Consider the following 21,364-nt stretch of genomic DNA (forward strand, 5'->3'; position numbering starts at 1 on the left):
CGCCGTCGTTCCGGCGTCTACTCTGCCGAGCCCATCTGTTGGGGCGCGGACAGCTGCGCAAAAGTCTGCTGCTGGCCAAGCCACGCCAGATAATCTTCCTGCGTATCGACCATGACCACGCCATGCATCATCGGATGCCCTTGGCCGCAGAGTTCGGCACACAGGACCTGGAAGGTTCCGGTCTTGGTCGGAGTGAACCAGAAATAGGTGACTGAGCCCGGGATCATGTCCATCTTGGCGCGGAATTCCGGCACGTAGAAATCGTGCAGCACATCGATCGAGCGGAGCAGCATCTTGACCGGTTTGCCAACCGGCAGATGCAGGTCGGCCGCTTCGACCACGACGTCGTCCTGGCCGTTGGCATCAGCGGCGATGACGCCGAGCGGATTTTCAGCGTTGACGTCGCGAGTGTCGGATGTGCCGAGCTTGCCGTCCTTGCCGGGCAGGCGGAAACTCCATTGCCATTGCTGGCCGACGACTTCGACCTCGGTTGCGTCGCTTGGGACGTTGACGAAGCGGCTCCAGACGAACAGGCCGGGAACCAGCAAAGCCGTGACACCGACGGCAGTGACGACCGTCAGCCAGGATTCGAGCCGCCTGTTCTCAGGTTCATATGCCGCCTGATTGCCTTCCCGATGACGGAAGCGGAAGACGCAATAGGCCATGAAAAGAACCACGGCGGCGAAGACGACGCCGGTGATCCAGAAAGTTATGATGATGGTGTTGTCGATATAGTCCCAGTTCGAGGCAATCGGCGTCCACCACCATGGGCTCAGGAAGTGGAACAACACCGAGCCCACGACGATCAGAACGAGTACAAGCGCAACGGCCATGTCCCGGTTCCTCCCGGTATTCCAAGCGGCGCAAAGCCGTCCCGGGAAATACCAAGTGCATCATAACTTGATTTGCGATGAAAATTCTAGAGCCGGCGGTGGGAAGGGCAAAAATACCATTTCTCGGTGCTGGCGGTCCTTCGGTTCGGCGGTGATCAGCGGTAGCGCGCGGCAAACATCGTCAGCGTCGAGTAAACGGCAATGGCGAGCATGCCGAATGTGCCCGGCAGAATCACCGGAACGGCGATCGTCGGGGATCGTCGCGCGCAGGGTTCGATCCCCTGCTCGACCGACAGCTCGACGAAGGGAGTGGAGCCCCTTTATTGGCCGGCAGATGTCACCCGCCAAACTGTGTTGCCGACGTCGTCGGCGATGAGCAGGGCCCCGGTTTTGTCGACGGCCAGGCCGACAGGCCGGCCGCGCGCCTTGTTGTCCTTGTCCAGGAAGTCAGTCACCACGTCCTGTGCGGCGCCACTCGGATGGCCGCCGCTGAATGGTACGAACACCACCTTGTAGCCATTGAAGCGCGTGCGGTTCCAGCTCCCGTGCTCGCCAACGAAGGCGCCGCCGCGATACGCCTGGGGGAGGCTGGTTGCCGTATAGAAGGCCAGTCCCAGAGGGGCGACGTGGGAGCTCAGCGCATAATCCGGAACGATCGCATTCGCGACCAGGTCCGGACGCTGGGGCATGACGCGCGGATCGAGATGCTGGCCATAATAGCTGTATGGCCACCCGTAGAAGCCGCCGTCCTTTACCGACGTCAGATAATCCGGCACGAGATTGGGGCCGAGCTCGTCGCGCTCATTGATCACGGCCCAGAGCGCCCCGGTCTGCGGCTCCCAGCTCAGGCCGTTCGGATTGCGCAAACCGCTGGCGAAAATGCGCGACCTGCCGGTAGCCCTGTCCACCTGCCAGATGGCGGCGCGGTCCTTCTCCGCCTCGATGCCGTTCTCGGCCACGTTGCTGTTCGAGCCGACGCCGACATAGAGCAGCGAGCCGTCCGGGCTTGCCACCAGGCTCTTCGTCCAGTGATGGTCGATCGGGCCGCCGGGCAGGGCGGTGAGCGGCGTTCCGGGCGCGGTGATCTTGGTTTCACCGGTGTTGTAGGAATAGCGGACGATGGAATCGGTGTTGGCGACGTAGAGATCGCTTCCCACCAGCGCCACGCCGAAGGGCGAGCTCAGGTGGTCGAGGAAGACGCTGGTCAGCTCCGGCTTGCCATCTCCGTCGGCGTCGCGCAGCAAGGTGATGCGGTTGCTTGGGCCGCTGTCGCCGCCCGAGGTGACCCACGATTCGATCCAGCCCATCACCAAATCCTTGGGCCGTTTGATCGGTTCGCCGCCCGGCGCCTTGGACTCGATCACCAGGACGTCGCCATTGGGCAGCACATAAAGCGAGCGCGGATGCTGCAAGCCGTTGGCAAAAGCCTGGATCTGGAGCCCCTGCGCAGCGGTCGGCCTTTCGTCGTTCTTCCACCCGACCACGGAAGCGAGATGCATGGGCGGGAAGAAATATTGGATCGGCTCGGGCAGGTTTGGATTCGGCCCTATCTGACTGCCGGGATCCGGGTCGTTGCCGCTGCACGCTGCGAGGGTGATCACCGCAGTGCAAGTAAGGATGGACGCCGCGATGCGCCCGGCCTGTCTGATGGAGCTTGCTACGCGCATCAATCCGCCACTCCGACGTGATGCCGGTACACCATGGACCAGCCCAGCCAACCAGTGAAGATGAGGATGAGCACGACAACCGCCGAGAGGATCAAGCCGGTGGGAACGATGGAGGTCCATGCATCGCGGGTGTGCACGAGCATGTTGATCACGGACAACACCAGCGCCAGCAGATTACCGAGCACGTGCGGCCAGGCAGGGGGCTGTGCCCTTACCAGCGGATTAGCCAGAAAATCGATCAACCCCACGATCGCTGCAAGGCAGCCCATGATCACTCCGACGGTAACCAGCCAAGCGGAGAAGTCCGCCCACATCATCTCCGCTGTTCGCCAATAGGCCAGATCCGTCAGCAAGGTGCCGACGAAGCAGGCGATCGGAAACGGCACGAGCATCGGATGAATGGGATGTCCCGCAATCCTGGCCGTCGAACGCGGATTGTCACCGACCATAATGCGCAATCCTTCTCAGATCTCGTCCAAACAAACTGGCATCTGGCCTCTGGGCGGCTGTTGCCGAGAGGCCGGCAGACGAACCATCGATCCGTCAGGCCCAAAAGGGCGCTGGCTGGCTGCGCCTGTTAGGCGGCGGACTGGGTCGGCGGGTTCTGGTACATCATCCAGAGCTCGATCGCGGCCAGGACGGCAACCAGAATGCCGATCACGACATGCACGGTCATCGCCGTGGTCGCCTGGAATCCAAGCACCCAGGGCGATACGAGAACCCACAGTCCGACGACCAGGTTCACCCACTCTTCCCAGACGGCAAATGCCGCGAGAGCGGCAATCGAAAGCACGACAATCAAGATTCCGCTGCCGAGGGCGTTCTGCGTCTGCGGGCCTGCCGCAAAGGCGAAGATCCAGGGAGAGAAGAACAGAATTGCCCCAAGGATCAGGTTGGCTACGTCACAGAGCCTGGCGTTTGTCCACTGGTTCATGGCATCCTCCATAGGGAGCGTTTATGGCTCCCGAGTTCGGCAAGGTGGTGCCTGAGTCCGGCGAGATGCGCCCGAAGCCGCTCACTCCGTGTTACGGCAGTGCCCTTGCCCGGCCGGAGTTCCGCATCTGGCGGTACTCCAGCCAAATCCGGCTATCTAACTGAATTCCGGGCTTTATGTTCCATTCGGCACCGGCACGCCTGGATCACTTGATGGTGATCGAGCGATCCAAAGCCGCAGTGGACATGGTCAGCGGCGACGTGCCAGCGGCGCGGACAGGCTCATTCTTTTCTCGATCCGGTGAAAACATTGGTCGTGGATCGCAGTTCTTGAAGACGAGACGCTCTTGCTCGTCTTGATTGCCGCCGAAGCTTGTTTGAGAGGCGACCGGTCCGGATTGACGCGCGATACTTTCGCTGCAAAGGTATCTTAACGACTTGTTTACCATGCGTCAGTCAGGGTTGGGGGGAATTTGGAACCGTTTCTGGGTGCGAACCGCCTTAATTGGGATGATCGGGCCGAACTGCACTCGACCGACACAACGGGCAGCTACCACATCGAGAATGTGCTGGCAGGCGGATCCAATCTCTATGAGCTGGAAACGCGCGAGGTCGGCGATATTGCCGGCAAGGATATCGTCCACCTGCAGTGTCACATCGGCCTTGACACAATCAGCTTGAAGAATCTTGGTGCGGGCAGCGTGACCGGCCTCGACTTTTCACCCGCGGCGATCGCGGCGGCGCGGGATTTCGCTGCGAAGGCAGGCACCGACGTGCGTTTCGTGGAAGCGCCACTGTTCGAGGCGGTCGAAGCCCTGGGCCGGACCTTTGACATCGCTTACGTTACCTGGGGTTCGGTAAACTGGCTGGACGACGTGTTCCGTTGGGCGCGGGTGGTTGCCGATCTCCTGCGACCCGGCGGCCGGCTCTACATGGCAGAGGGCCATCCATTGATGTTTCAGTGCAATCGAAAGGCCGCGGCTCTGGAGTTGAAGCACGACTGGCGAACGCCGATAGCTCGGCCGCTCGCCTGGAACGAGGAACTGACCTACACCGGCGATGACCGCATCTTGAAGCATCCTCGCTATTATGAGTGGATCCATCCGATCAGTGACGTGGTGAACGCGCTGATTTCAGCTGGTCTGACGCTCGATTTTCTCAATGAGCATGACACGGTTTCGTGGCAGCACTTTTCATTTGCAGTGCGGGCCGGCAAGGATATGTACGGCCTGCCAGAGAACTCTCCCAAGATACCGATGGCCTATTCCATTGGCGCGACGAAGCGGAGCGTCGGCAAGATACCATATCTTGTGTCTCACAAGTCGATTGAGGGCCACTAGCCCAAGGTCAACGCTCTTGACGTACTCGGGTCGGAGCATCGAGGTGTGCAATGGCGCTCGTGTCTGCGGTCTTCCGAGCAAGGCTGATCTCGTTTCATGTTGGTCCGCTTCATGCAGCCTGCCTTCAACATCGCGCGGGCGGTGGTGTCGATGTCGACATAACAGCCGGCGTCAGCCATCGGAAAATGCGAAATTTTTCAGGAGTGTGAAGGTCAAATTAAACATTGAACGCTAATATTCCTCATCGGGTCGACCCGAGAACCTGAAATGGCAATTGAGGAATCGCCTATTGGCTTTTTTCCGCGCTAGGTTCGGCGGCATTAAGGAGGCCGTCTTTTCGTCGGCAAATATTCCGGCGGCGATCGCGTTTGTCGTCATCCTTATCAGCGCAGCGTTCGCGGAGCACCAGAACAAGATCGTCTCGGACCAGGCCGTCCGTGCGGACGTGCTGACCAAGGTCAACCTCATCCGCGCCAAGCTCGAAGGCAATATCAACGGAAACCTTCAACTCGTGCATGGACTGGTCGCTGCGGTCGTAACCGAGCCCTATATGGGACAGCAACGCTTCGCTTCGCTGGCGAGTAATCTGTTTGGCGCGAACTCGCAATTGAACAATATTGCCGGCGCGCCCGATCTGGTCGTTTCCCTGATGTACCCGATGGAGGGTAACGAGCAGGCGATGGGCCTCGATTACCGCAAGAACGAGCGGCAGCGTGCGGCTGCGCTAAGGGCGCGAGACGAACGCAAGCTGGTGCTTGCCGGTCCCGTCGATCTGAAGCAGGGAGGACAAGGCTTTATCGGTCGCTTTCCGGTTTTCGTGCGGAGCGCGGGCAATACGGAAAGGTTCTGGGGCATCATTTCCGCCGTTGTCGACGTGCAGCGTCTCTATCGGGCGAGCGGGCTGCTTGACGACGATCTCGGGATTGACATAGCGCTGATCGGCAGGGACGCTCTCGGCCAAAATGGAGACCAATTCTACGGCAATGAGCGGATCGGCAAAAGCGATCCGGTGACGGCCGACGTTTTGCTCCCGTCCGGTTCGTGGCAGATCGCGGCCATTCCCAAAAATGGCTGGCCTTCGACGCCAAGTAACGCATGGTTGTTGCGCGCGATCATGGCGACGGCCGGGGCCTTGGTTGTGTTCCCCTTCCTGGTCACAGGTCGCCTGATCGGCGAAAGACAGCGCAATTATGCGGAATTGCGTCGATTGTCACGACGCCTGGAACTCGCTCTGGAAGCCTCGGCTATTGGGGTTTGGGAACACGATCTCGCGACCAACGAGCTTACGTGGGATGATCGCGTAAATGAAATATATGGCAAATCAACCGGGGAGCACCGGGGCTACATAGACTGGGCGGGTGCAATCCACCCAGATGATTTGGCTACCGCCAACGCAGATTTCGACAGCGCGGTGGCCAGCGGACGACCCTATTTGTCGGAGTACCGGATTGTGCGTCCGGATGGCGAGGTCCGTCATGTCCGGTCCAAGGCGATCGTTTACCGGGTCGCAAACAACACTCCAAAAATGATAGGCGCGGAATGGGACGTTACAGCCGATGTCCTGCTGAACCAGGATCTGGTTCGAGCAAAACAGCTGTCCGAGTCGAAAAATGCAGAACTCGAGTCGGCCAAAGCGCGCATAGAGCACATCGCGCTTCATGACTCGTTGACCGGCTTGCCCAACCGGCGTTACCTCGACCAGGTACTGGAAGATTACGCGGCAAACGCCAGGCGCTCAGGCGGGCATGCGGCACTGCTTCACATCGATCTGGATCGGTTCAAGCACATCAATGATACGCTGGGCCACGCCGCCGGTGACGCAATGTTGGTTCACGCGTCAACAGTCCTCAGATCGAAGGTCGGCGACGAGGGATTCGTCGCCCGCATCGGGGGAGACGAATTCATCGTTCTGTGCGTGGTGCGCGACGATACCAAGCAACTGGCGCTGCTCGCTGACCGCGTCATCAGCCAGATGCGCGAACCGGTCTACTACCAGGGCCATCGATGCCGTTTTGGTGTCAGCGTGGGAATCGCAGTCGACAACGGAAAAAATATCGAAGCCAAACACCTGCTGGTAAACGCCGATATCGCGCTTTACCGAGCAAAGAGGCGTGGGCGCAATCGATACGAATTCTTCACCGACGCGATGCAAAGCGAAATCGTCGATACAAAGCGGATTGCCGACGAAATTCTCGGCGGCCTTGAGCGCAACGAGTTCATCCCCTTCTACCAGCCCCAATTTGACGCAAAGACGCTCGAAATCGTGGGGGTTGAGGCGCTGGCGAGGTGGAGACATCCAGAAAAGGGTATTTTGGCGCCCGATGTCTTCCTGAGAATTGCGGAAGAACTGAATGTGGTCTCGATCATCGACCAAGCCATATTGAAGCAGTCGCTTTTGGACTTCAAAGAATGGTCCGCTGCGGGACTCCACATTCCGCGGGTATCGGTCAATGTTTCGGCGCGACGCCTTCAAGATGAGGAGCTCATCAAGAGCTTGCGAGAACAAAATATCGAAAAAGGGACAGTTTCATTCGAGCTTGTTGAGTCAATTTTCCTGGACGAGAACGACGACCTTGTCACCTGGAATATCGAGCAGATAAAAGAACTCGGGATTGACATCGAAATAGACGATTTTGGTACTGGTTACGCTTCGATAGTCAGTTTGCTCAAGTTGCAGCCTCGCCGGCTAAAGATAGATCGGCAGCTGGTCACCCCAATCGCCAAATCGCCGCAAAGAAGGCAGGTTGTCTCGTCAATCATTGACATCGGCAAGTCCTTGGGTATCGAGGTCGTGGCGGAAGGTGTCGAGACGATGCAGCACGCACGGATACTCAAAGGCCTGGGCTGCGACATGTTGCAGGGTTATGCCTTCGGCTACGCGCTCGATTCCGACGGACTAAAGGCCTTTGTTCGATCCCGGCGGCTGCGCACAGCCAGCTGAGCGCCAGTCCCCGCATTTACCGGCGCGATCGGCGTTGAGCGTCGCATCAATATGCGCGTGGCAGGCCAGGCCGGTAACAATAAGCCTCAAATAAGCAGCAGGCCCTTCATGCTGGAGTGGCCTTTCCTGCCGATGATGATGTGATCGTGAACGGCAATGCCAAGCGGTTTGGCCGTCTCGATGATCAGCTTGGTCATCTCGATGTCGGCGCGCGACGGCGTCGGATCGCCCGATGGATGATTGTGAGCCAGAATAATCGCCGTCGCCGAGAGCTCCAAGGCGCGCCTGACCACCTCGCGCGGATAGACCGGCGTGTGGTCAACGGTGCCGACCTGCTGCACCTCGTCGGCGATCAGTGCGTTCTTCTTGTCGAGGAACAGGATGCGGAACTGCTCCCGCTCCTCGAAGGCCATGACCGACCGGCAGTATTCGAGAACCTGCGTCCAGGTTGACAAAAGCTCGCGGCCGGCGATCTCGCCGCGCGCCATGCGCTGCGCCGTTGCAGCAACCACCTTCAGGTCGAGCGCCACCGCCGGGCCGATGCCCTTCACCTCCTGCAGGCGCTCGACGGGCGCGCCGAGGACCTCGGCCAATGTACCGAAGCGTGCCAGCAATGCCTTGGCGACCGGCTTGGTGTCGGCGCGCGGGATCAGCCGAAACAATAGAAGCTCGAGCAGTTCGTAGTCGGGGAGGGTGTTGGGGCCGGCAGCAAAGCGTTCGCGCAGGCGGTCGCGATGGCCGAGATAATGCGGCTTGTCGGCGGCCACCGCCTTCGCGGGCGATCGCACCGGCCTTTCGGGAAAGAAGGCCCGCTCGTCGTCGTCACCGTTCATGGCTGCCCCACCCAGCATTTGCCGGGCAAGGTAACGCCCGATCTGCCAGACACTAGGCCCGCAGGCCGGGGCGGTCGAGGTTTTTTGGCGATAGCGTGAAGATCTCGCAGCCGGTTTCGGTGACGCCGATCGTGTGCTCGTACTGCGCCGACAGCGAACGATCGCGCGTCACCGCGGTCCAGCCGTCCGACAGCACTTTCACATGCGGCCGGCCGAGATTGATCATCGGCTCGACGGTGAAGATCATGCCCGGCCGCATCTCGACGCCTTCGCTGGCGCTGCCGTAATGCAGGATATTCGGCGCGTCGTGAAACAGCCGGCCGACCCCATGGCCGCAGAAATCGCGCACCACCGAGCAACGCTCGGCTTCGGCGTAGGTCTGGATGGCGGCGCCGATGGCGCCGGTGCGGGCGCCCGGCTTGATTGCCGCGATGCCGCGCATCAGGCACTCATACGTGACTTCGAGCAGCCGCTCCGCGGCACGCTTGATCGTGCCCACTGGATACATGCGCGAGGAGTCGCCATGCCAGCCGTCGAGGATATAGGTGACGTCGATGTTGACGATGTCGCCGTCCTTCAACGGCTTGTTATCGGGTATGCCGTGACAGACGACGTGGTTGATCGAGGTGCAGGATGATTTCGTGTAGCCGCGGTAGTTGAGCGTCGCCGGAAGCGCGCCATGGTCCATGCCAAATTCGAAAACGAAACGATCGATCGCCTCAGTGGTGACGCCGGGCGCCACCATCGGCACCAGTTCGTCGAGGCAACGCGCGGTGAGATCGCAAGCCTTGCGCATGCCGATAAAGCCTTCCTCGTCGTAAAGACGGATCTGGCCGGTGTTTCTGAGCGGTGCCGTGGCGGCGTCGAGATAGGTGACCATTTTTATCCGTCTTGCAGGGATGCGAGGCCTGGCTGAGCCCCGCGAGAGAAATTCCCCCAGATTTGGCACTGGAAAGCGCAAGGTTCAAGGACGAACTGCCTACGGAGGCCGAAGACCGGCGATATTCACGCCCAGGGGCATTCTCCTTGCCTGCAGCGGCCCGTGCTTCCGCCGGGTTCATTTGGCTACCGCAGTGACGACACATTTCCAGGCGAGAAGTCGGCCCAAGCATTAGCCGTCACGGCAACTTTTTGCGACGAACGGCGTTGCGGCGGGGGCGTCGGTTCGGGAGAGATCGAATGGACAGACTGCAATTCGAGGTGCCGGTGCGGATCGCGCCTGTGCCCGGCCAGCCGGTCGAGGAAATCTACAGTGTCGAGCAGGCGCTCGATTTCCTGCAAACGTGGCCGGTCCGCCGGAAGGGGCCAACCTACCAGGCCGCGTTCAACGCCTGTTTCGGCGCCACGGTGGACATCGTCGAGACCGAAGACGCATGGCGGGCCTTCATGGCCTTTTGCCGGGTGAGCGGCCTGCTGGCCAGGGACATGATGGTTCCGCGCAAGCGCGGCGGCGAGGCGAGGGGACTGCGGGCGTAGGGAGCCGTCGACATAATCTTCAATTTGTCTGGCAGCCTTTGCCGACATCCTCATCAGAGTGGTGGTCCGGCAAGGTTACGCAGCGCGTTAGCGATGGCATGTGCTAAGTACTTGAGGTCTCTGGTACGCCCAAGGGGAATCGAACCCCTGTTACCGCCGTGAAAGGGCGGTGTCCTGACCGCTAGACGATGGGCGCGCTCAGATGTGAGCGCTTATAGTTGCGTCGCGACAAACCGGCAACCCGTCTGCTGCCGGCTGCGACAACTTTTTTCCTTTGGCTCCAAACCGCGTCTTTCCGACAGCCAAGCTGGTTTTTGCGGCATGATGCAACGCCGCCGAAGGGCCTTCAGTGGCGGAAGAACCTCGCCCTAGCCGCGCCTGCGGCAGCGCCAGTTCCAGTCGCGCTCCGGTCCGACATCGACGTGGACGGATTCGGTGTGGCAGTAGGTGCCGACGCCGCCGCGGCCCGGCATGGTGCGGATATAGCTCGCCAGTTCCCATTTTGAGACGCCGGGAACCTGGATGTCGGCGGCGGCGCAGTACATGTGCAGCGAGTTCTTGGCACCGTTGGCGCGACGATTGCGGGCCGGATCGCGATAGCCGGAGGTAACCGTCATCTTGCGGCCGTAGTGGCCTTCGATCGTCTTCAGCACGCGAACCAGCGACGGCTTCAAGCAGGCGACATCGACGCTTTCGTTCTGTTTCAGGAGACCGTTGGGTGCCAGCCGGGCGAGGCCGGCGGCGGAGGCGACCTGGTAGGCGCCACCCGAACCTTCGTCCTCGTTGAGGTCGACGTCGCTCTCATCGTCGAGGCCGGATTTGCGCTTGATCTCGAACAGTGCCGTCTGGCGCACGCCGGGCAGCGCATCGGCCGTGAAGTGGCTAGTATCGCCGGCCGATGCCAACTGCACCGGCTTTTCAGCCGGGTTGGCCGAGGCCAGGGTGACGGTGGGCTTTGCCGCGGGCGTCGCCTTGGCCTGCAAGACCGCTGGCTGCCCGCCCGATCTGCTGTTGGCCGGCGATGCCGCCGAAGCAGGCGTAGCGCTGAACAGCGAGGCCAGGAAGTTTTTCTTCGGTGCATAGGCCTGTGGCTGCGGCATCTCGCCGGCGGTCACATAGACCGGGTTGTTCATCGCCGGCGCGGCGGCCTTGGCATCGGGCTTCGATGCGCCGGCATCGGCGGCGGCACTGTTCTGCGCAACAGCGTTGGCCTGTTCAGCCGCCTCGGCGTTTGGTTGCAGCGCTTGCGGCGAATGTCCCGCGATCGTCTCGGCCGACGTGGGAACGGCGATCGGGAAGCCGGCATCGGACTTGGCCCCTGGCTTAGCCATTGGCACATAGGCGACCTGCTCGGGAAGGTTGGCGTCGCCCTCTGCATTCATCGTCATTTGTGCGGTTGTCATCTGCGACGATGAGGCGGCCGTGCTGGCCTGGGGCGCACCGGCGGCCGTGCTGATTTCGGTGGCCGAGGCATTATAGCCTGGCATGCCGACCGACATGGTCGGGTCGCCGGCAGAGGTGCAGGACGCCAGAAGCACCGAGAAAAGCGCCCCCACAATGGCGCGGCTTTCTCCCTTCGCGAGGCGCGATCCTGCTGATCTCAAAACAAAATTCCCCCTCGATATCCGACCGGTTCGTCATTGGCGCGGCGTCGAAACGTCTCGTCGAATGACCCTTGTTCCCCGAACCGGAAACGAGACCTGTGTCAAATCTGCAAGCCTCAAAGTAATTTGGCGGCTAGAGGATGAATCAAGGCTGCTCAGGGTTGACGACACCATTTCGCCCGCTTTTGGCGGCGCGTCAACTCACCACACATTACAGATGGTTACACACGCACCTTGACATAGGTGCCGGGGGCTTCGCCTAGAACTTGCATATGCTCGCCCGGTTTGCGGGCCAGTACGCGGGTATTGTCCCTGGCTTCGATCCAGCGCTGCCAGTGCGGCCACCAGGAGCCGGGATGGTCAGTGGCCCCGGCGAACCACTGGTCGAAGTCGCCAGCCGGCTTGCCGCCGGTCCAGTAGTGGTATTTCTGCGCCGCCGGCGGATTGACGACGCCGGCGATGTGGCCGGAGCCGGCCACGACGTAGTCGACCTTGCCGCCGAAATATTTCGAGCCGAGGAACACCGACAGCGCCGGCGCGATGTGATCCTCCTTCGAGGCGAGGTTGTAGACCGGGATGGTGACGTCCTTCAGCGAAACCGTGCGGCCCGCCAACTCCATCATGCCTTGCGAAAGCCTGTTCTCAAGATAGCAATTGCGCAAATAGAAGGAATGGTTGGCAGCGCCCATGCGGGTCGAATCGGCGTTCCAGTAGAGCAGGTCGAAGGGCAGGGGATCCTTGCCGCGCATGTAATTGTTGACGACATAGGGCCAGATCAGGTCGCCCGAGCGCAGCATGTTGAAGGCGGTCGCCATCCTCGTGCCGTCGAGATAGCCTTTTTCGCTCATTGCCTTTTCAACGGCCGCGACTTGCTCCTCATCGACGAACACTTTCAAGTCGCCGGCATAGGTGAAATCGACCTGCGTGGTGAAGAAGGTCGCCGATTTGATGCGGTGGTCGCCTTCCTGCGCCATCAAGGCCAGCGCTGCCGCCAACAGCGTGCCGCCGACGCAATAGCCGATGGCATTGACGTCCTTTTCGCCGGTGGCCTTTTCAATCGTGTCGAGGCCGTATTGCAGGCCCTCCCTGATATAGGCCTCCCAGCTCTTGGTGCCGTGCCGCTCGTCCGGATTGATCCAGGAGATGACGAAGACCGTGTGGCCTTGCTCGACCGCCCAGCGGATGAAGGATTTTTGCGGGTTGAGGTCGAGGATGTAGTATTTGTTGATCCATGGCGGGCAGATCAGCAGCGGCCGCTTGAGCACGGTGTCGGTCGCCGGCTCGTATTGCAGGATTTCAGCGACGTCGCTGCGGCCGACCACCTTGCCGGGGGTGGTGGCGAGATTCTTGCCGATCTCGAAGGGTGAGTAATCGGCCTGCCGCAGCTTCAGGTCGCCCTTGCCTGCGGCAATGTCCTCGGCCAGCATCTTCATGCCGCGCACCAGATTTTCGCCGTTCGAGGCGACGGTCTCGCGAAACAATTCCGGATTGGTCAGGATGAAATTCGACGGCGAGATGGCGTTGGACACCTGCCTGACATAAAAGCTGGCCTTGTGGCGGGTGTGCTCGTCCAGACCGTCGGCGTGCTCGACCAGTTCGGCCGCCCAGCGCGAGGTGACGAGATAGGCTTGTTTGAGGAAATCGAAAAAGGCGTTGCGGCCCCATTCCGGGTCCTGGAAACGCTTGTCGCCGCGCTCGGGCTTGACCGCATCCTCGGTCTCCTCGGCACCGGCGCCGATGCGCTGAACGGCATTGGCCCAGACGGCCATATAGCCGGAAAACAATCGTGTCTGTGCCTCCAGCGCGCGCTGCGGGTCGGAGAGCCAGTATTCGGTGAGTTTGGAGAACGTCTTCACCATGTCGACGACCGGCTCGGCGACATGATCGCGCACCTCGCCCTTTTCCCGCGGCTCGGCCCATGCCGAGGCGGCCTTGCCGGCCTGCTCGATCATGCGGGCCATGTTCAGAGCGAAGCGTTCCGGGTCCTTAACCAGATATTGCTCGACGGTCGAAGGTTGGTCATCTTCCGCTTTGCCCGAATCGGGTGTTTTGGACATGGTTCGCGGGGTTCCTCCCGAAGCGTTTTGTTGACATATTACCATGGGATATCGGACAGGGTCCAACGTGCTCTAACCCGGCCGCCAGGAAAACAATATGACGATTAATATTGGCACGAACGTTTTTTCCGGCACTGGTCGTTTTTGCCGCATGGCGCTCGTCCTGCTGGCGATGGCCGGTTGCACGAGCAGCAACATAGAAGGTGCAGCGCCCGCCACCGGCCTTGTCGGGGCGAAGGACACCGGTTCCTACCCGAACCTGAACATCCCGCCGCAGGTGGCGGCCGAGCAATTCACCGACGAGGAAAAGAACGCCAAGCTCGCCCAGCTGAAGGCCGAGGAGCAGGGCCAGGCCGCGAAGGGCGGCGGCGTCAAGGTCGCGGACCAGGCTGCGCTGGACCAGCTGGCAAAAAAACACGGCGCCGAGGCGCTGAAGCAGATCGAAGGCAAATGCGACCCCGCTCTCGACCCTAATTGCAAATAAGCTTATACGCGCGACCGCAACCTCACTGTCTGGAACTGCCATGGAAGAATTTCACAAGGTCCGCCGGCTTCCGCCCTATGTCTTCGAACAGGTCAACCGGCTGAAGGCCAGTGCCCGCTCGCGTGGCGCCGACATCATCGACCTTGGCATGGGCAATCCGGACCTGCCGACGCCCAAGGCCATCGTCGACAAACTCTGCGAGGTAGTGCGTGATCCGCGCACGCACCGCTATTCGTCGTCGCGCGGCATTCCGGGCCTGCGCCGTGCCCAAGCCAATTATTATGCCCGCCGTTTCGGCGTGAAGCTCGACCCGGACAGCCAGGTGGTGGCGACGCTCGGCTCGAAGGAGGGTTTTGCCAATATGGCGCAGGCGATCACCGCCCCCGGCGATGTGATCCTGTGCCCCAATCCGACCTATCCGATCCACGCCTTCGGCTTCATCATGTCGGGCGGCGTCATCCGCTCGCTGCAGGCCGAACCGGACGACGGTTTCATCCCGGCACTGGAGCGCGGCATCCGCCATTCGATCCCGAAGCCGCTGGCGCTGATTCTCAATTATCCGTCCAACCCGACGGCACTGGTCGCCTCGCTCGATTTCTACAAGGAGGTGGTGGCTTTCGCCCGGAAGAACGACATCATCATCCTGTCAGACCTTGCCTATTCCGAGATCTATTTCGACGGCAATCCGCCGCCTTCGGTGCTGCAGGTGCCGGGCGCCATCGACGTCGCAGTCGAGTTCACCTCGATGTCGAAGACCTTTTCGATGCCGGGCTGGCGCATGGGTTTTGCCGTCGGCAATGAAAGGCTGATCTCGGCGCTGACGCGGGTGAAATCCTATCTCGACTACGGCGCCTTCACGCCGATCCAGGTGGCGGCCGCGCATGCACTCAACGGCGACGGAGCCGATATCGCCGAAGTGCGCGACGTCTACCGCAAACGCCGCGATGTCATGGTCGACGCCTTCAGCCGTGCCGGCTGGACCATTCCCGCACCGGCGGCGTCGATGTTCGCCTGGGCGCCGATCCCGGAGCCGTTCAAGCACCTCGGCTCGCTCGAATTCTCCAAGCTCCTGATCGAGCACGCCGACGTCGCGGTGGCGCCGGGCGTCGGCTTCGGCGAGCATGGCGACGATCACGTGCGCATCGCGCTGGTCGAAAACGAGCACCGGATCCGTCAGGCAGCGCGCAACATCAAGCGCTTCCTCGCATCCAGCGCCAAGCAGCCGAATAACGTCGTACCGCTCGCCGCGCATCGCTGAGTTTTCTACACATCAATCGACCGAATGGGGCGTCGCCGGACATGGCTGAAGCGTTGCGTGTTGGAATTGCCGGCCTCGGCACCGTCGGTGCGTCGGTGGCTCGCGTGCTGCGCGACAAGGCGGCGGAACTGACGCGGCAGTGCGGCCGCGAGATCGTCGTGTCAGCGGTCTCGGCCCGCGATCCCAAACGCGACCGCGGCGTTGATTTTGGCACAGCACTGTGGTTCGACGACGCCGTCAAGATGGCCCAGACCGCCGAGATCGATGTATTCGTCGAACTGATCGGCGGCGACGAGGGCGCGGCACGATCCTCGGTGAAGGCGGCGCTCGAGGCCGGCCGCCATGTCGTCACCGCCAACAAGGCACTGCTTGCCAAGCACGGCGTGTCACTGGCCGAGATCGCGGAAAAGAGGGGCGTGCTGCTCAACTACGAAGCGGCGGTGGCCGGCGGCATTCCGGTCATCAAGACGATGCGCGAGGCGATGGCCGGCAATTCGGTGACCCGCGTCTTCGGCATCCTCAACGGCACCTGCAATTATATTTTGACGCGCATGGAAGCCGAGGGCCTGTCCTTTGATGCCTGCCTGAAGGACGCCCAGCGGCTGGGCTATGCCGAAGCCGACCCGACCTTCGACATCGAGGGCCACGACACCGCGCACAAGCTGTCGATCCTGACCAGCCTTGCCTTCGGCACGAGGATTGCGGCCAATGACATCTACATGGAGGGCATCTCCAACATCAGCCAGGCCGATATCCGCGCGGCCGGCGATCTCGGCTACCGGATCAAGCTGCTTGGCGTCGCCCAACGCACCGAAAGCGGTATCGAGCAGCGCGTTCACCCGACCATGGTGCCGACGGCCTCGGTCATCGCGCAGGTGCACGGTGTCACCAATGCGGTCGCGATCGAAACCGACATCCTCGGCGAATTGCTGCTTTCCGGCCCCGGTGCCGGCGGCAACGCCACCGCTTCGGCGGTGATCGGCGACATTGCCGACATTGCCAAGAGCCGGCCTGGCTTCCAGCATGGCCCGGTCTTCGGCCGGCCGGCGAAGGAATTGAAGCCCTACAAAAAGGCGCAGATGCGCAGCCATGCCGGCGGTTATTTCATCCGGCTGACCGTGCACGACCGCCTCGGCGTTTTCGCCGCGATCGCCAAACGCATGGCCGACAACGACATTTCGCTGGAATCGATCGTGCAACATGCCGCAGGGCCGGAAACCGAGGCACAGAAGACAGTCATCCTGGTCACCCACGAGACGACCGAGGCGGCGGTGCGCAAGGCCGTCGACGGCATCACCAGGGACAGCCTTCTGACCGACAAGCCGCAAGTCATCCGCATCGAGCGGGCCGGATAGCAGTCTCAAGTTTTGCCTTTAATCGATTGATATTGCTGCGCTTTCAAAAAGGTCCAGCGCAGGTCTTGCTGTTGTCACGAGGCTTTGACACAAGAAGCGCGTCTCTGGCGGGAGGCTAATGCATGTCGCCCAAAAGTGTGCGGCGGTTTTGGGACAACGACATGCATAGAAACAAAGTGCCAACGAGGATTATCCATCGATGAATGTGGCCCAGAACATTGTCGCCGGCCTCGACCGGATACTGACCATGGAATTGGTGCGCGTCACCGAACGCGCCGCGGTCGCGGCCGCCAGATTGCGCGGACGCGGCGACGAGAAAGCCGCCGATCAGGTCGCGGTCGACGCCATGCGCCAGGAGCTTAATCGTCTCGCCATCAACGGCACGGTGGTGATCGGCGAGGGCGAGCGCGACGAGGCGCCGATGCTCTATATCGGCGAGGAGGTCGGTACAGGCAAAGGCCCGGCTGTCGACATCGCGCTCGATCCGCTCGAAGGCACGACGATCTGCGCCAAGAACCTGCCCAATGCGTTGGCCGTCATCGCCATTGCCGAAAAAGGCAGCCTTCTGTTCGCGCCGGACGTCTATATGGACAAGATCGCCATCGGCCCGGGCTATGCCGATGGCATCATCGACATCGATGCCTCGCCGGCCGAAAATATTGCCAGCCTGGCCAGGGCCAAGGGCGTTCCGGTGGCAGAGATCACCGCCTGTATCCTCGACCGGCCGCGCCATGGCGCCTTGATCGAAGCCGTGCGGGCGACAGGCGCCGCGATCCGGCTGATCGGCGACGGTGATGTCGCCGGCGTCATCCACACCACCGACCCGGACGAAACCGGCATCGACATCTATCTCGGCACCGGCGGTGCGCCGGAGGGCGTGCTGGCGGCGGCGGCCTTGCGCTGCACCGGCGGCCAGATGCAGGGCAGGCTGATCCTTGACACGCCGGAAAAGCTGGCGCGCGCGGCGAAGATGGGGATCTCCAACCCGAAACGGATCTACCACACGCAAGACATGGCACGCGGCGACGTGCTGTTTGCCGCGACCGGCGTCACCGACGGCAATATGCTGGCCGGCGTCAAGTTCGGCCGCAATTTCATCACCACGCACACGATCGTGCTGCGCTCGTCGTCGCGAACCGTGCGCGAAATCAAGGCCAGGCACCAGGATCTGGAAAAGTTTTGATTTCGACTCAGTTAGCCGTTGCATATTGTGCGCAATGACAAATTGCAGACGGCGCGTCACGTGACGGGGGAAAGACGCTTTTTCCTAGATGTCAGGCAGTCGGCCACCGGCGTTTCCTGGGAACACCGACTGACCGAGCGTCAGGACATGGCTGCGCTCGCCATCGCGCAAGGTTATGGCGTGCCCGACATCGTGGCACGCGTGCTGGCCGGGCGCGGCGTCACTGCCGAGCAGACCGAGCGGTTCCTGGATCCGACCATCCGCAACCTGCTGCCCGACCCGGCATCGCTGACCGACATGGACAAGGCGGCCTCTCGCATCGCCCAGGCGGTGACGGCAAGGGAAAAGGTGGCGATCTTTGGCGACTACGATGTCGACGGCGCCGCCTCATCGGCGCTGCTCAAGCGCTTTTTCGCACATTTCTCGGTGCCGTCGGAGATCTACATACCGGACCGCATCTTCGAGGGTTACGGCCCCAATCCGGAAGCGATGCGCGAACTCGTCTCGCGCGGCGCGACGCTGATCGTCACCGTCGATTGCGGCACCAACAGTGCTGCTTCCATCGACGCGGCGAAGGCCGCCGGCGCCGACGTCGTGGTGCTCGATCACCATCAGGTCGGCGGGCCGTTGCCGGCGGCGGCTGCGGTCGTCAATCCTAATCGCGAGGACGATCTTTCCGGGCAAGGCCATCTTTGCGCCGCCGGCGTCGTCTTCCTATGCCTGGTACAGACGGCGAAGATCCTGCGCAGCCGGCTGCCGGATGCCGCAGCGCCCGACCTGCTTGGCCTGCTCGACCTGGTGGCGCTGGGCACCGTCTGCGACGTGGTGCCGCTCACCGGCATCAACCGGGCCTTCGTGGTCAAGGGGCTACAGGTGGCGCGGCAGCAGAGGAACGAAGGGCTGGCGGCACTGGCGCGGGTCTCGCGTATCGGCGAGCCGATCAGCACTTTCCATCTGGCCTTTCTGATCGGTCCGCGCATCAACGCCGGCGGGCGCATCGGCGACGCAGCACTTGGCAGCCGCCTGCTTGCAACCGACGACCCGGTCGAGGCCCGCACCATCGCCGAGACGCTCGACCGGCTCAACCAGGAGCGGCAGTCGATGGAGCAGGAGATGCTGGCCGCGGCGCGCTCAGAGGCCGACGCCGAGCTTGCCGGCGGCAATGGTCCGGCCATCGTGGTCACAGCCAGCAGCAACTGGCATCCGGGCATTGTCGGCCTGCTTGCCTCGCGGCTCAAGGACCATGCAAGACGGCCGGCTTTTGCCATCGCCTTCAACGCCAATGGCGTCGGTACGGGGTCAGGCCGTTCGGTGTCGGGCTTCGACCTCGGCCGGCTGGTGCGCGAGGCTGCCGATGCCGGGCTGATCGTCAAGGGCGGCGGCCACGGAATGGCGGCAGGCATCACCGTCGAGCGGGCGAAGCTCGGCGCGCTCCGGGCTTTTTTCGAAGAGCGCGCTGCGGTGGATGTGTTCCGGCTGCAAGGCGAGGAGAGCCTGGCGATCGACGGCGCGCTTGCCGCCGAGGGCGCGACGCTTGCGCTGCTCGATGCGCTTGAGCGGGCAGGGCCGTTCGGCGCCGGGCATGTCGCGCCGGTGTTCGCGCTGCCGCGTCACCGGCTGGTTGATGCGCGGGCGGTCGGCACCAACCATATCCGCGCCGACCTGCAGTCGGAAAGCGGCGGCCGCATCCAGGCGATCGCCTTTCGCGCCGTCGATACTGCGCTTGGCGAATTCCTGTTCAAGAACAGGGGCAAACCGGTGCACGTCGCCGGCTCATTGTCGGGCAATCACTGGAACGGCAACCGCACGGTGCAGTTTCGTATCGTCGACGCGGCGCTTGCCTGAGAGTTCGCTGACCGCTCGGCCTAAGCGAGGACGGTCTGCAGCCGGGTCAGTTCGCCGATTTGCGCCATCGTTGCCTGGTAGCCGATACGGATCGCTTCGTCGGCGCGGTGGAATTCGGTCAGGCCGATATGGCTGAGCTTCGGCTGCAGCGACATGTCCGGCGGGTCGCCGGCCAGCCTGGCGCGCGAAATGCGGTCCTGGATGATGTTGAAGGCTTCGACCATGACGCCGGTGATGCCGAGCCGCGTCTCGCGCGACTGACGTTCGGGATCGGCGTGGCCACCCCTTGGCGCGTCTCTCTCGACGATCAGCTCGCCTGCGCTGTGCTTGATCACTGCGGCGCGGCCGAACAGATCGTAGTGAAGGTTCACTGCAACCACGAGCGGCTGCTCGTAGGCACGGCAGACCGAGACCGGCACCGGATTGACCAGTGCGCCGTCGACCAGCACGCGCCCGTTGCAGGCGACCGGCTCGAACACGCCGGGCAGCGCGTAGGAGGCGCGCATGGCGGTACTCAACGAGCCGCTCGACAGCCAGATTTCATGGCCGGTGCGGATTTCGGCAGCGACGCAGACGAACGGTTTTGGCAGGTCCTCGAAGCGGATGCCGGCTATGTGCTCGCGCAGCCGTGCATCGAGCTTCATGCCACCGAACAGGCCGCTGCCGCGTAGATTGAGGTCGAGAAGGCCAAAAATGCGCCGCCTGGTCAGGCTGCGCGCGAATTCTTCCAGCTCGTCAAGTTTGCCGGCAACATAGCAGCCGCCGACCAGCGCGCCGATCGAGGTGCCGGCGATCATCGACACTTCGATGCCGGCTTCGTCAAGCGCGCGCAGCACGCCGATATGCGCCCAGCCGCGCGCACAGCCGCCGCCCAATGCCAGCGAGATCCCTGTTTTACCTGGAGATTTGGTTTCGGATGCGCCTGCGGCCGAGGAGAGGCCATTGGCCTCCCGAACGTCAGGTCTGTTGCGCAATGACGCCCAGTCGAGCATCACAATCTCCCTTGTCCCACGGTCATCCTACAGGCGGGCCGTATCGAAATCATGAATATACGTGGCTGAAGTGCTGCGAATGGTTCATACTGATGGTGTTTTGGGCTTTCGATACGTTTTTTCCGCATCGAACAGCGGCTTGCTGCCGTCGTTGGCAAGCGTCCCTTTGCCATCGCTCAGCCCCACCGTCCGATAAAAGCATGAACGTCGGCCGGTGTGACAAGTTGCTTCGTGACCCAGCACTTTGACGCGCAACCATATCGCGTCCTGGTCACAATCTGTGAGCATCTCGACGACCTGCTGGACATTGCCCGAGGTTTCGCCCTTCTTCCACAGCGCGTTGCGCGAACGCGACCAGTAGTGCGCGATGCCGGTCTCGAGTGTCAGCGCCAGCGCCTCGGCATTCATATGCGCGACCATCAGCAGCATGCCGTTTTCGGCATCGGTGACGACGACAGTGACGAGGCCGCCGGCATCGAAGCGCGGTGAAAGGACGGTGCCTTCCTCGAGTGCCTTCTTGTCAGATGGAGCTTTCGGGAATTCCAATGCCGACATTCGCCGGT

General features: G+C 62.0%; 19 protein-coding genes and 1 tRNA gene. 8 read left to right on the plus strand and 12 right to left on the minus strand.

Annotation, left to right across the window (positions count from 1 at the left end):
* Positions 1–17: 17 nt before the first annotated feature.
* From coxB to NKH89_RS01285, 5 genes are all read right to left on the minus strand, one after another.
* Positions 18–833: a cytochrome c oxidase subunit II gene (gene coxB / locus NKH89_RS01265; RefSeq protein WP_023720162.1), complete on the minus strand. Its 816-nt coding sequence runs from the start codon at positions 831–833 to the stop codon at positions 18–20.
* 320 nt (positions 834–1,153) lie between these two features.
* Positions 1,154–2,500 carry a PQQ-dependent sugar dehydrogenase gene (locus NKH89_RS01270; protein WP_352908332.1) on the minus strand — a complete coding sequence of 449 codons (1,347 nt, stop codon included), beginning with the start codon at positions 2,498–2,500 and terminating at the stop codon, positions 1,154–1,156.
* Complete coding sequence (locus NKH89_RS01275) at positions 2,500–2,949, minus strand: DUF2231 domain-containing protein (RefSeq protein ID WP_352908333.1); 450 nt, start codon at positions 2,947–2,949, stop codon at positions 2,500–2,502. The genes NKH89_RS01270 and NKH89_RS01275 overlap by 1 nt, the downstream gene beginning before the upstream one ends.
* Positions 2,950–3,077: 128 nt before the next feature.
* Positions 3,078–3,434, minus strand: coding sequence for an SPW repeat protein (locus NKH89_RS01280; protein ID WP_051409696.1), 357 nt, complete (start codon positions 3,432–3,434; stop codon positions 3,078–3,080).
* Positions 3,435–3,639: 205 nt separating this feature from the next.
* Positions 3,640–3,882, minus strand: coding sequence for a hypothetical protein (locus NKH89_RS01285; protein ID WP_156948109.1), 243 nt, complete (start codon positions 3,880–3,882; stop codon positions 3,640–3,642).
* A gap of 24 nt (positions 3,883–3,906) precedes the next feature.
* Between NKH89_RS01285 and NKH89_RS01290 the strand changes: the two genes are divergently transcribed.
* Together NKH89_RS01290 and NKH89_RS01295 are read left to right on the plus strand one after the other, a co-directional pair.
* Positions 3,907–4,773, plus strand: coding sequence for a class I SAM-dependent methyltransferase (locus NKH89_RS01290; protein ID WP_352495377.1), 867 nt, complete (start codon positions 3,907–3,909; stop codon positions 4,771–4,773).
* Between the two features lie 361 nt (positions 4,774–5,134).
* Positions 5,135–7,714: a bifunctional diguanylate cyclase/phosphodiesterase gene (locus NKH89_RS01295; RefSeq protein WP_036245080.1), complete on the plus strand. Its 2,580-nt coding sequence runs from the start codon at positions 5,135–5,137 to the stop codon at positions 7,712–7,714.
* Positions 7,715–7,800: 86 nt separating this feature from the next.
* Here NKH89_RS01295 and radC read toward each other — a convergent pair whose 3' ends face one another.
* Both radC and map read right to left on the minus strand, forming a co-directional pair.
* Positions 7,801–8,547, minus strand: coding sequence for a RadC family protein (gene radC / locus NKH89_RS01300; RefSeq protein WP_023720155.1), 747 nt, complete (start codon positions 8,545–8,547; stop codon positions 7,801–7,803).
* A gap of 52 nt (positions 8,548–8,599) precedes the next feature.
* Positions 8,600–9,427 carry a type I methionyl aminopeptidase gene (map, locus tag NKH89_RS01305; RefSeq protein ID WP_352495376.1) on the minus strand — a complete coding sequence of 276 codons (828 nt, stop codon included), beginning with the start codon at positions 9,425–9,427 and terminating at the stop codon, positions 8,600–8,602.
* Positions 9,428–9,726: 299 nt separating this feature from the next.
* Here map and NKH89_RS01310 point away from each other — a divergent pair, with 299 nt between their 5' ends.
* Positions 9,727–10,023: a DUF982 domain-containing protein gene (locus NKH89_RS01310; protein WP_023678889.1), complete on the plus strand. Its 297-nt coding sequence runs from the start codon at positions 9,727–9,729 to the stop codon at positions 10,021–10,023.
* A 121-nt stretch (positions 10,024–10,144) separates the two neighbouring features.
* Here the strand turns inward: NKH89_RS01310 and NKH89_RS01315 are convergent.
* The 3 genes from NKH89_RS01315 to NKH89_RS01325 form a co-directional block, all read right to left on the minus strand.
* Positions 10,145–10,219, minus strand: a tRNA-Glu gene (locus NKH89_RS01315).
* Positions 10,220–10,391: 172 nt separating this feature from the next.
* The gene (locus NKH89_RS01320) at positions 10,392–11,522 is read right to left on the minus strand and encodes a YcbK family protein (protein WP_352495410.1); all 1,131 of its coding nucleotides are present in this window, start codon (positions 11,520–11,522) and stop codon (positions 10,392–10,394) included.
* Positions 11,523–11,848: 326 nt separating this feature from the next.
* Positions 11,849–13,684: a PHA/PHB synthase family protein gene (locus tag NKH89_RS01325; RefSeq protein ID WP_352495375.1), complete on the minus strand. Its 1,836-nt coding sequence runs from the start codon at positions 13,682–13,684 to the stop codon at positions 11,849–11,851.
* A gap of 151 nt (positions 13,685–13,835) precedes the next feature.
* On the opposite strand from NKH89_RS01325, the gene NKH89_RS01330 reads away from it, so the two are divergent.
* From NKH89_RS01330 to recJ, 5 genes are all read left to right on the plus strand, one after another.
* The gene (locus tag NKH89_RS01330; RefSeq protein ID WP_352482154.1) at positions 13,836–14,168 is read left to right on the plus strand and encodes a hypothetical protein; all 333 of its coding nucleotides are present in this window, start codon (positions 13,836–13,838) and stop codon (positions 14,166–14,168) included.
* Between the two features lie 40 nt (positions 14,169–14,208).
* Complete coding sequence (locus tag NKH89_RS01335) at positions 14,209–15,426, plus strand: LL-diaminopimelate aminotransferase (protein WP_352466981.1); 1,218 nt, start codon at positions 14,209–14,211, stop codon at positions 15,424–15,426.
* A gap of 41 nt (positions 15,427–15,467) precedes the next feature.
* Entirely contained in the window at positions 15,468–16,781 is a 1,314-nt protein-coding gene (locus tag NKH89_RS01340) for a homoserine dehydrogenase (RefSeq protein ID WP_352482155.1), read from the plus strand.
* Between the two features lie 199 nt (positions 16,782–16,980).
* Positions 16,981–17,964 (plus strand): class II fructose-bisphosphatase, encoded by a 984-nt coding sequence (glpX, locus tag NKH89_RS01345; protein ID WP_023720150.1) that lies wholly within the window; start codon positions 16,981–16,983, stop codon positions 17,962–17,964.
* Positions 17,965–18,024: 60 nt separating this feature from the next.
* Positions 18,025–19,809 (plus strand): single-stranded-DNA-specific exonuclease RecJ, encoded by a 1,785-nt coding sequence (recJ, locus tag NKH89_RS01350; RefSeq protein WP_352482157.1) that lies wholly within the window; start codon positions 18,025–18,027, stop codon positions 19,807–19,809.
* A 20-nt stretch (positions 19,810–19,829) separates the two neighbouring features.
* Here the strand turns inward: recJ and NKH89_RS01355 are convergent, their stop codons facing one another.
* Positions 19,830–20,801 (minus strand): patatin family protein, encoded by a 972-nt coding sequence (locus tag NKH89_RS01355; RefSeq protein WP_352482159.1) that lies wholly within the window; start codon positions 20,799–20,801, stop codon positions 19,830–19,832.
* 84 nt (positions 20,802–20,885) lie between these two features.
* Complete coding sequence (hisI, locus tag NKH89_RS01360; RefSeq protein WP_352482161.1) at positions 20,886–21,356, minus strand: phosphoribosyl-AMP cyclohydrolase; 471 nt, start codon at positions 21,354–21,356, stop codon at positions 20,886–20,888.
* Positions 21,357–21,364 lie beyond the last annotated feature (8 nt).

It is taken from the genome of Mesorhizobium sp. M0923 (genome assembly GCF_040319365.1).
Classification (GTDB): domain Bacteria; phylum Pseudomonadota; class Alphaproteobacteria; order Rhizobiales; family Rhizobiaceae; genus Mesorhizobium.

Excerpts from the sequence above, each read along its gene's own strand:
- coxB (WP_023720162.1), bottom strand. The coding sequence starts at position 833 with ATGGCCGTTGCGCTTGTACTCGTTCTGATCGTCGTGGGCTCGGTGTTG.
- NKH89_RS01325 (WP_352495375.1), bottom strand. The coding sequence starts at position 13,684 with ATGTCCAAAACACCCGATTCGGGCAAAGCGGAAGATGACCAACCTTCG.
- NKH89_RS01330 (WP_352482154.1), top strand. The coding sequence starts at position 13,836 with ATGGCGCTCGTCCTGCTGGCGATGGCCGGTTGCACGAGCAGCAACATA.
- hisI (WP_352482161.1), bottom strand. The coding sequence starts at position 21,356 with ATGTCGGCATTGGAATTCCCGAAAGCTCCATCTGACAAGAAGGCACTC.
- NKH89_RS01355 (WP_352482159.1), bottom strand. The coding sequence starts at position 20,801 with ATGCTCGACTGGGCGTCATTGCGCAACAGACCTGACGTTCGGGAGGCC.
- NKH89_RS01310 (WP_023678889.1), top strand. The coding sequence starts at position 9,727 with ATGGACAGACTGCAATTCGAGGTGCCGGTGCGGATCGCGCCTGTGCCC.
- NKH89_RS01320 (WP_352495410.1), bottom strand. The coding sequence starts at position 11,522 with ATGTCGGTCGGCATGCCAGGCTATAATGCCTCGGCCACCGAAATCAGC.
- glpX (WP_023720150.1), top strand. The coding sequence starts at position 16,981 with ATGAATGTGGCCCAGAACATTGTCGCCGGCCTCGACCGGATACTGACC.
- NKH89_RS01335 (WP_352466981.1), top strand. The coding sequence starts at position 14,209 with ATGGAAGAATTTCACAAGGTCCGCCGGCTTCCGCCCTATGTCTTCGAA.
- NKH89_RS01285 (WP_156948109.1), bottom strand. The coding sequence starts at position 3,882 with ATGGTAAACAAGTCGTTAAGATACCTTTGCAGCGAAAGTATCGCGCGT.
- NKH89_RS01270 (WP_352908332.1), bottom strand. The coding sequence starts at position 2,500 with ATGCGCGTAGCAAGCTCCATCAGACAGGCCGGGCGCATCGCGGCGTCC.
- NKH89_RS01275 (WP_352908333.1), bottom strand. The coding sequence starts at position 2,949 with ATGGTCGGTGACAATCCGCGTTCGACGGCCAGGATTGCGGGACATCCC.
- NKH89_RS01280 (WP_051409696.1), bottom strand. The coding sequence starts at position 3,434 with ATGAACCAGTGGACAAACGCCAGGCTCTGTGACGTAGCCAACCTGATC.
- map (WP_352495376.1), bottom strand. The coding sequence starts at position 9,427 with ATGGTCACCTATCTCGACGCCGCCACGGCACCGCTCAGAAACACCGGC.
- NKH89_RS01340 (WP_352482155.1), top strand. The coding sequence starts at position 15,468 with ATGGCTGAAGCGTTGCGTGTTGGAATTGCCGGCCTCGGCACCGTCGGT.
- radC (WP_023720155.1), bottom strand. The coding sequence starts at position 8,547 with ATGAACGGTGACGACGACGAGCGGGCCTTCTTTCCCGAAAGGCCGGTG.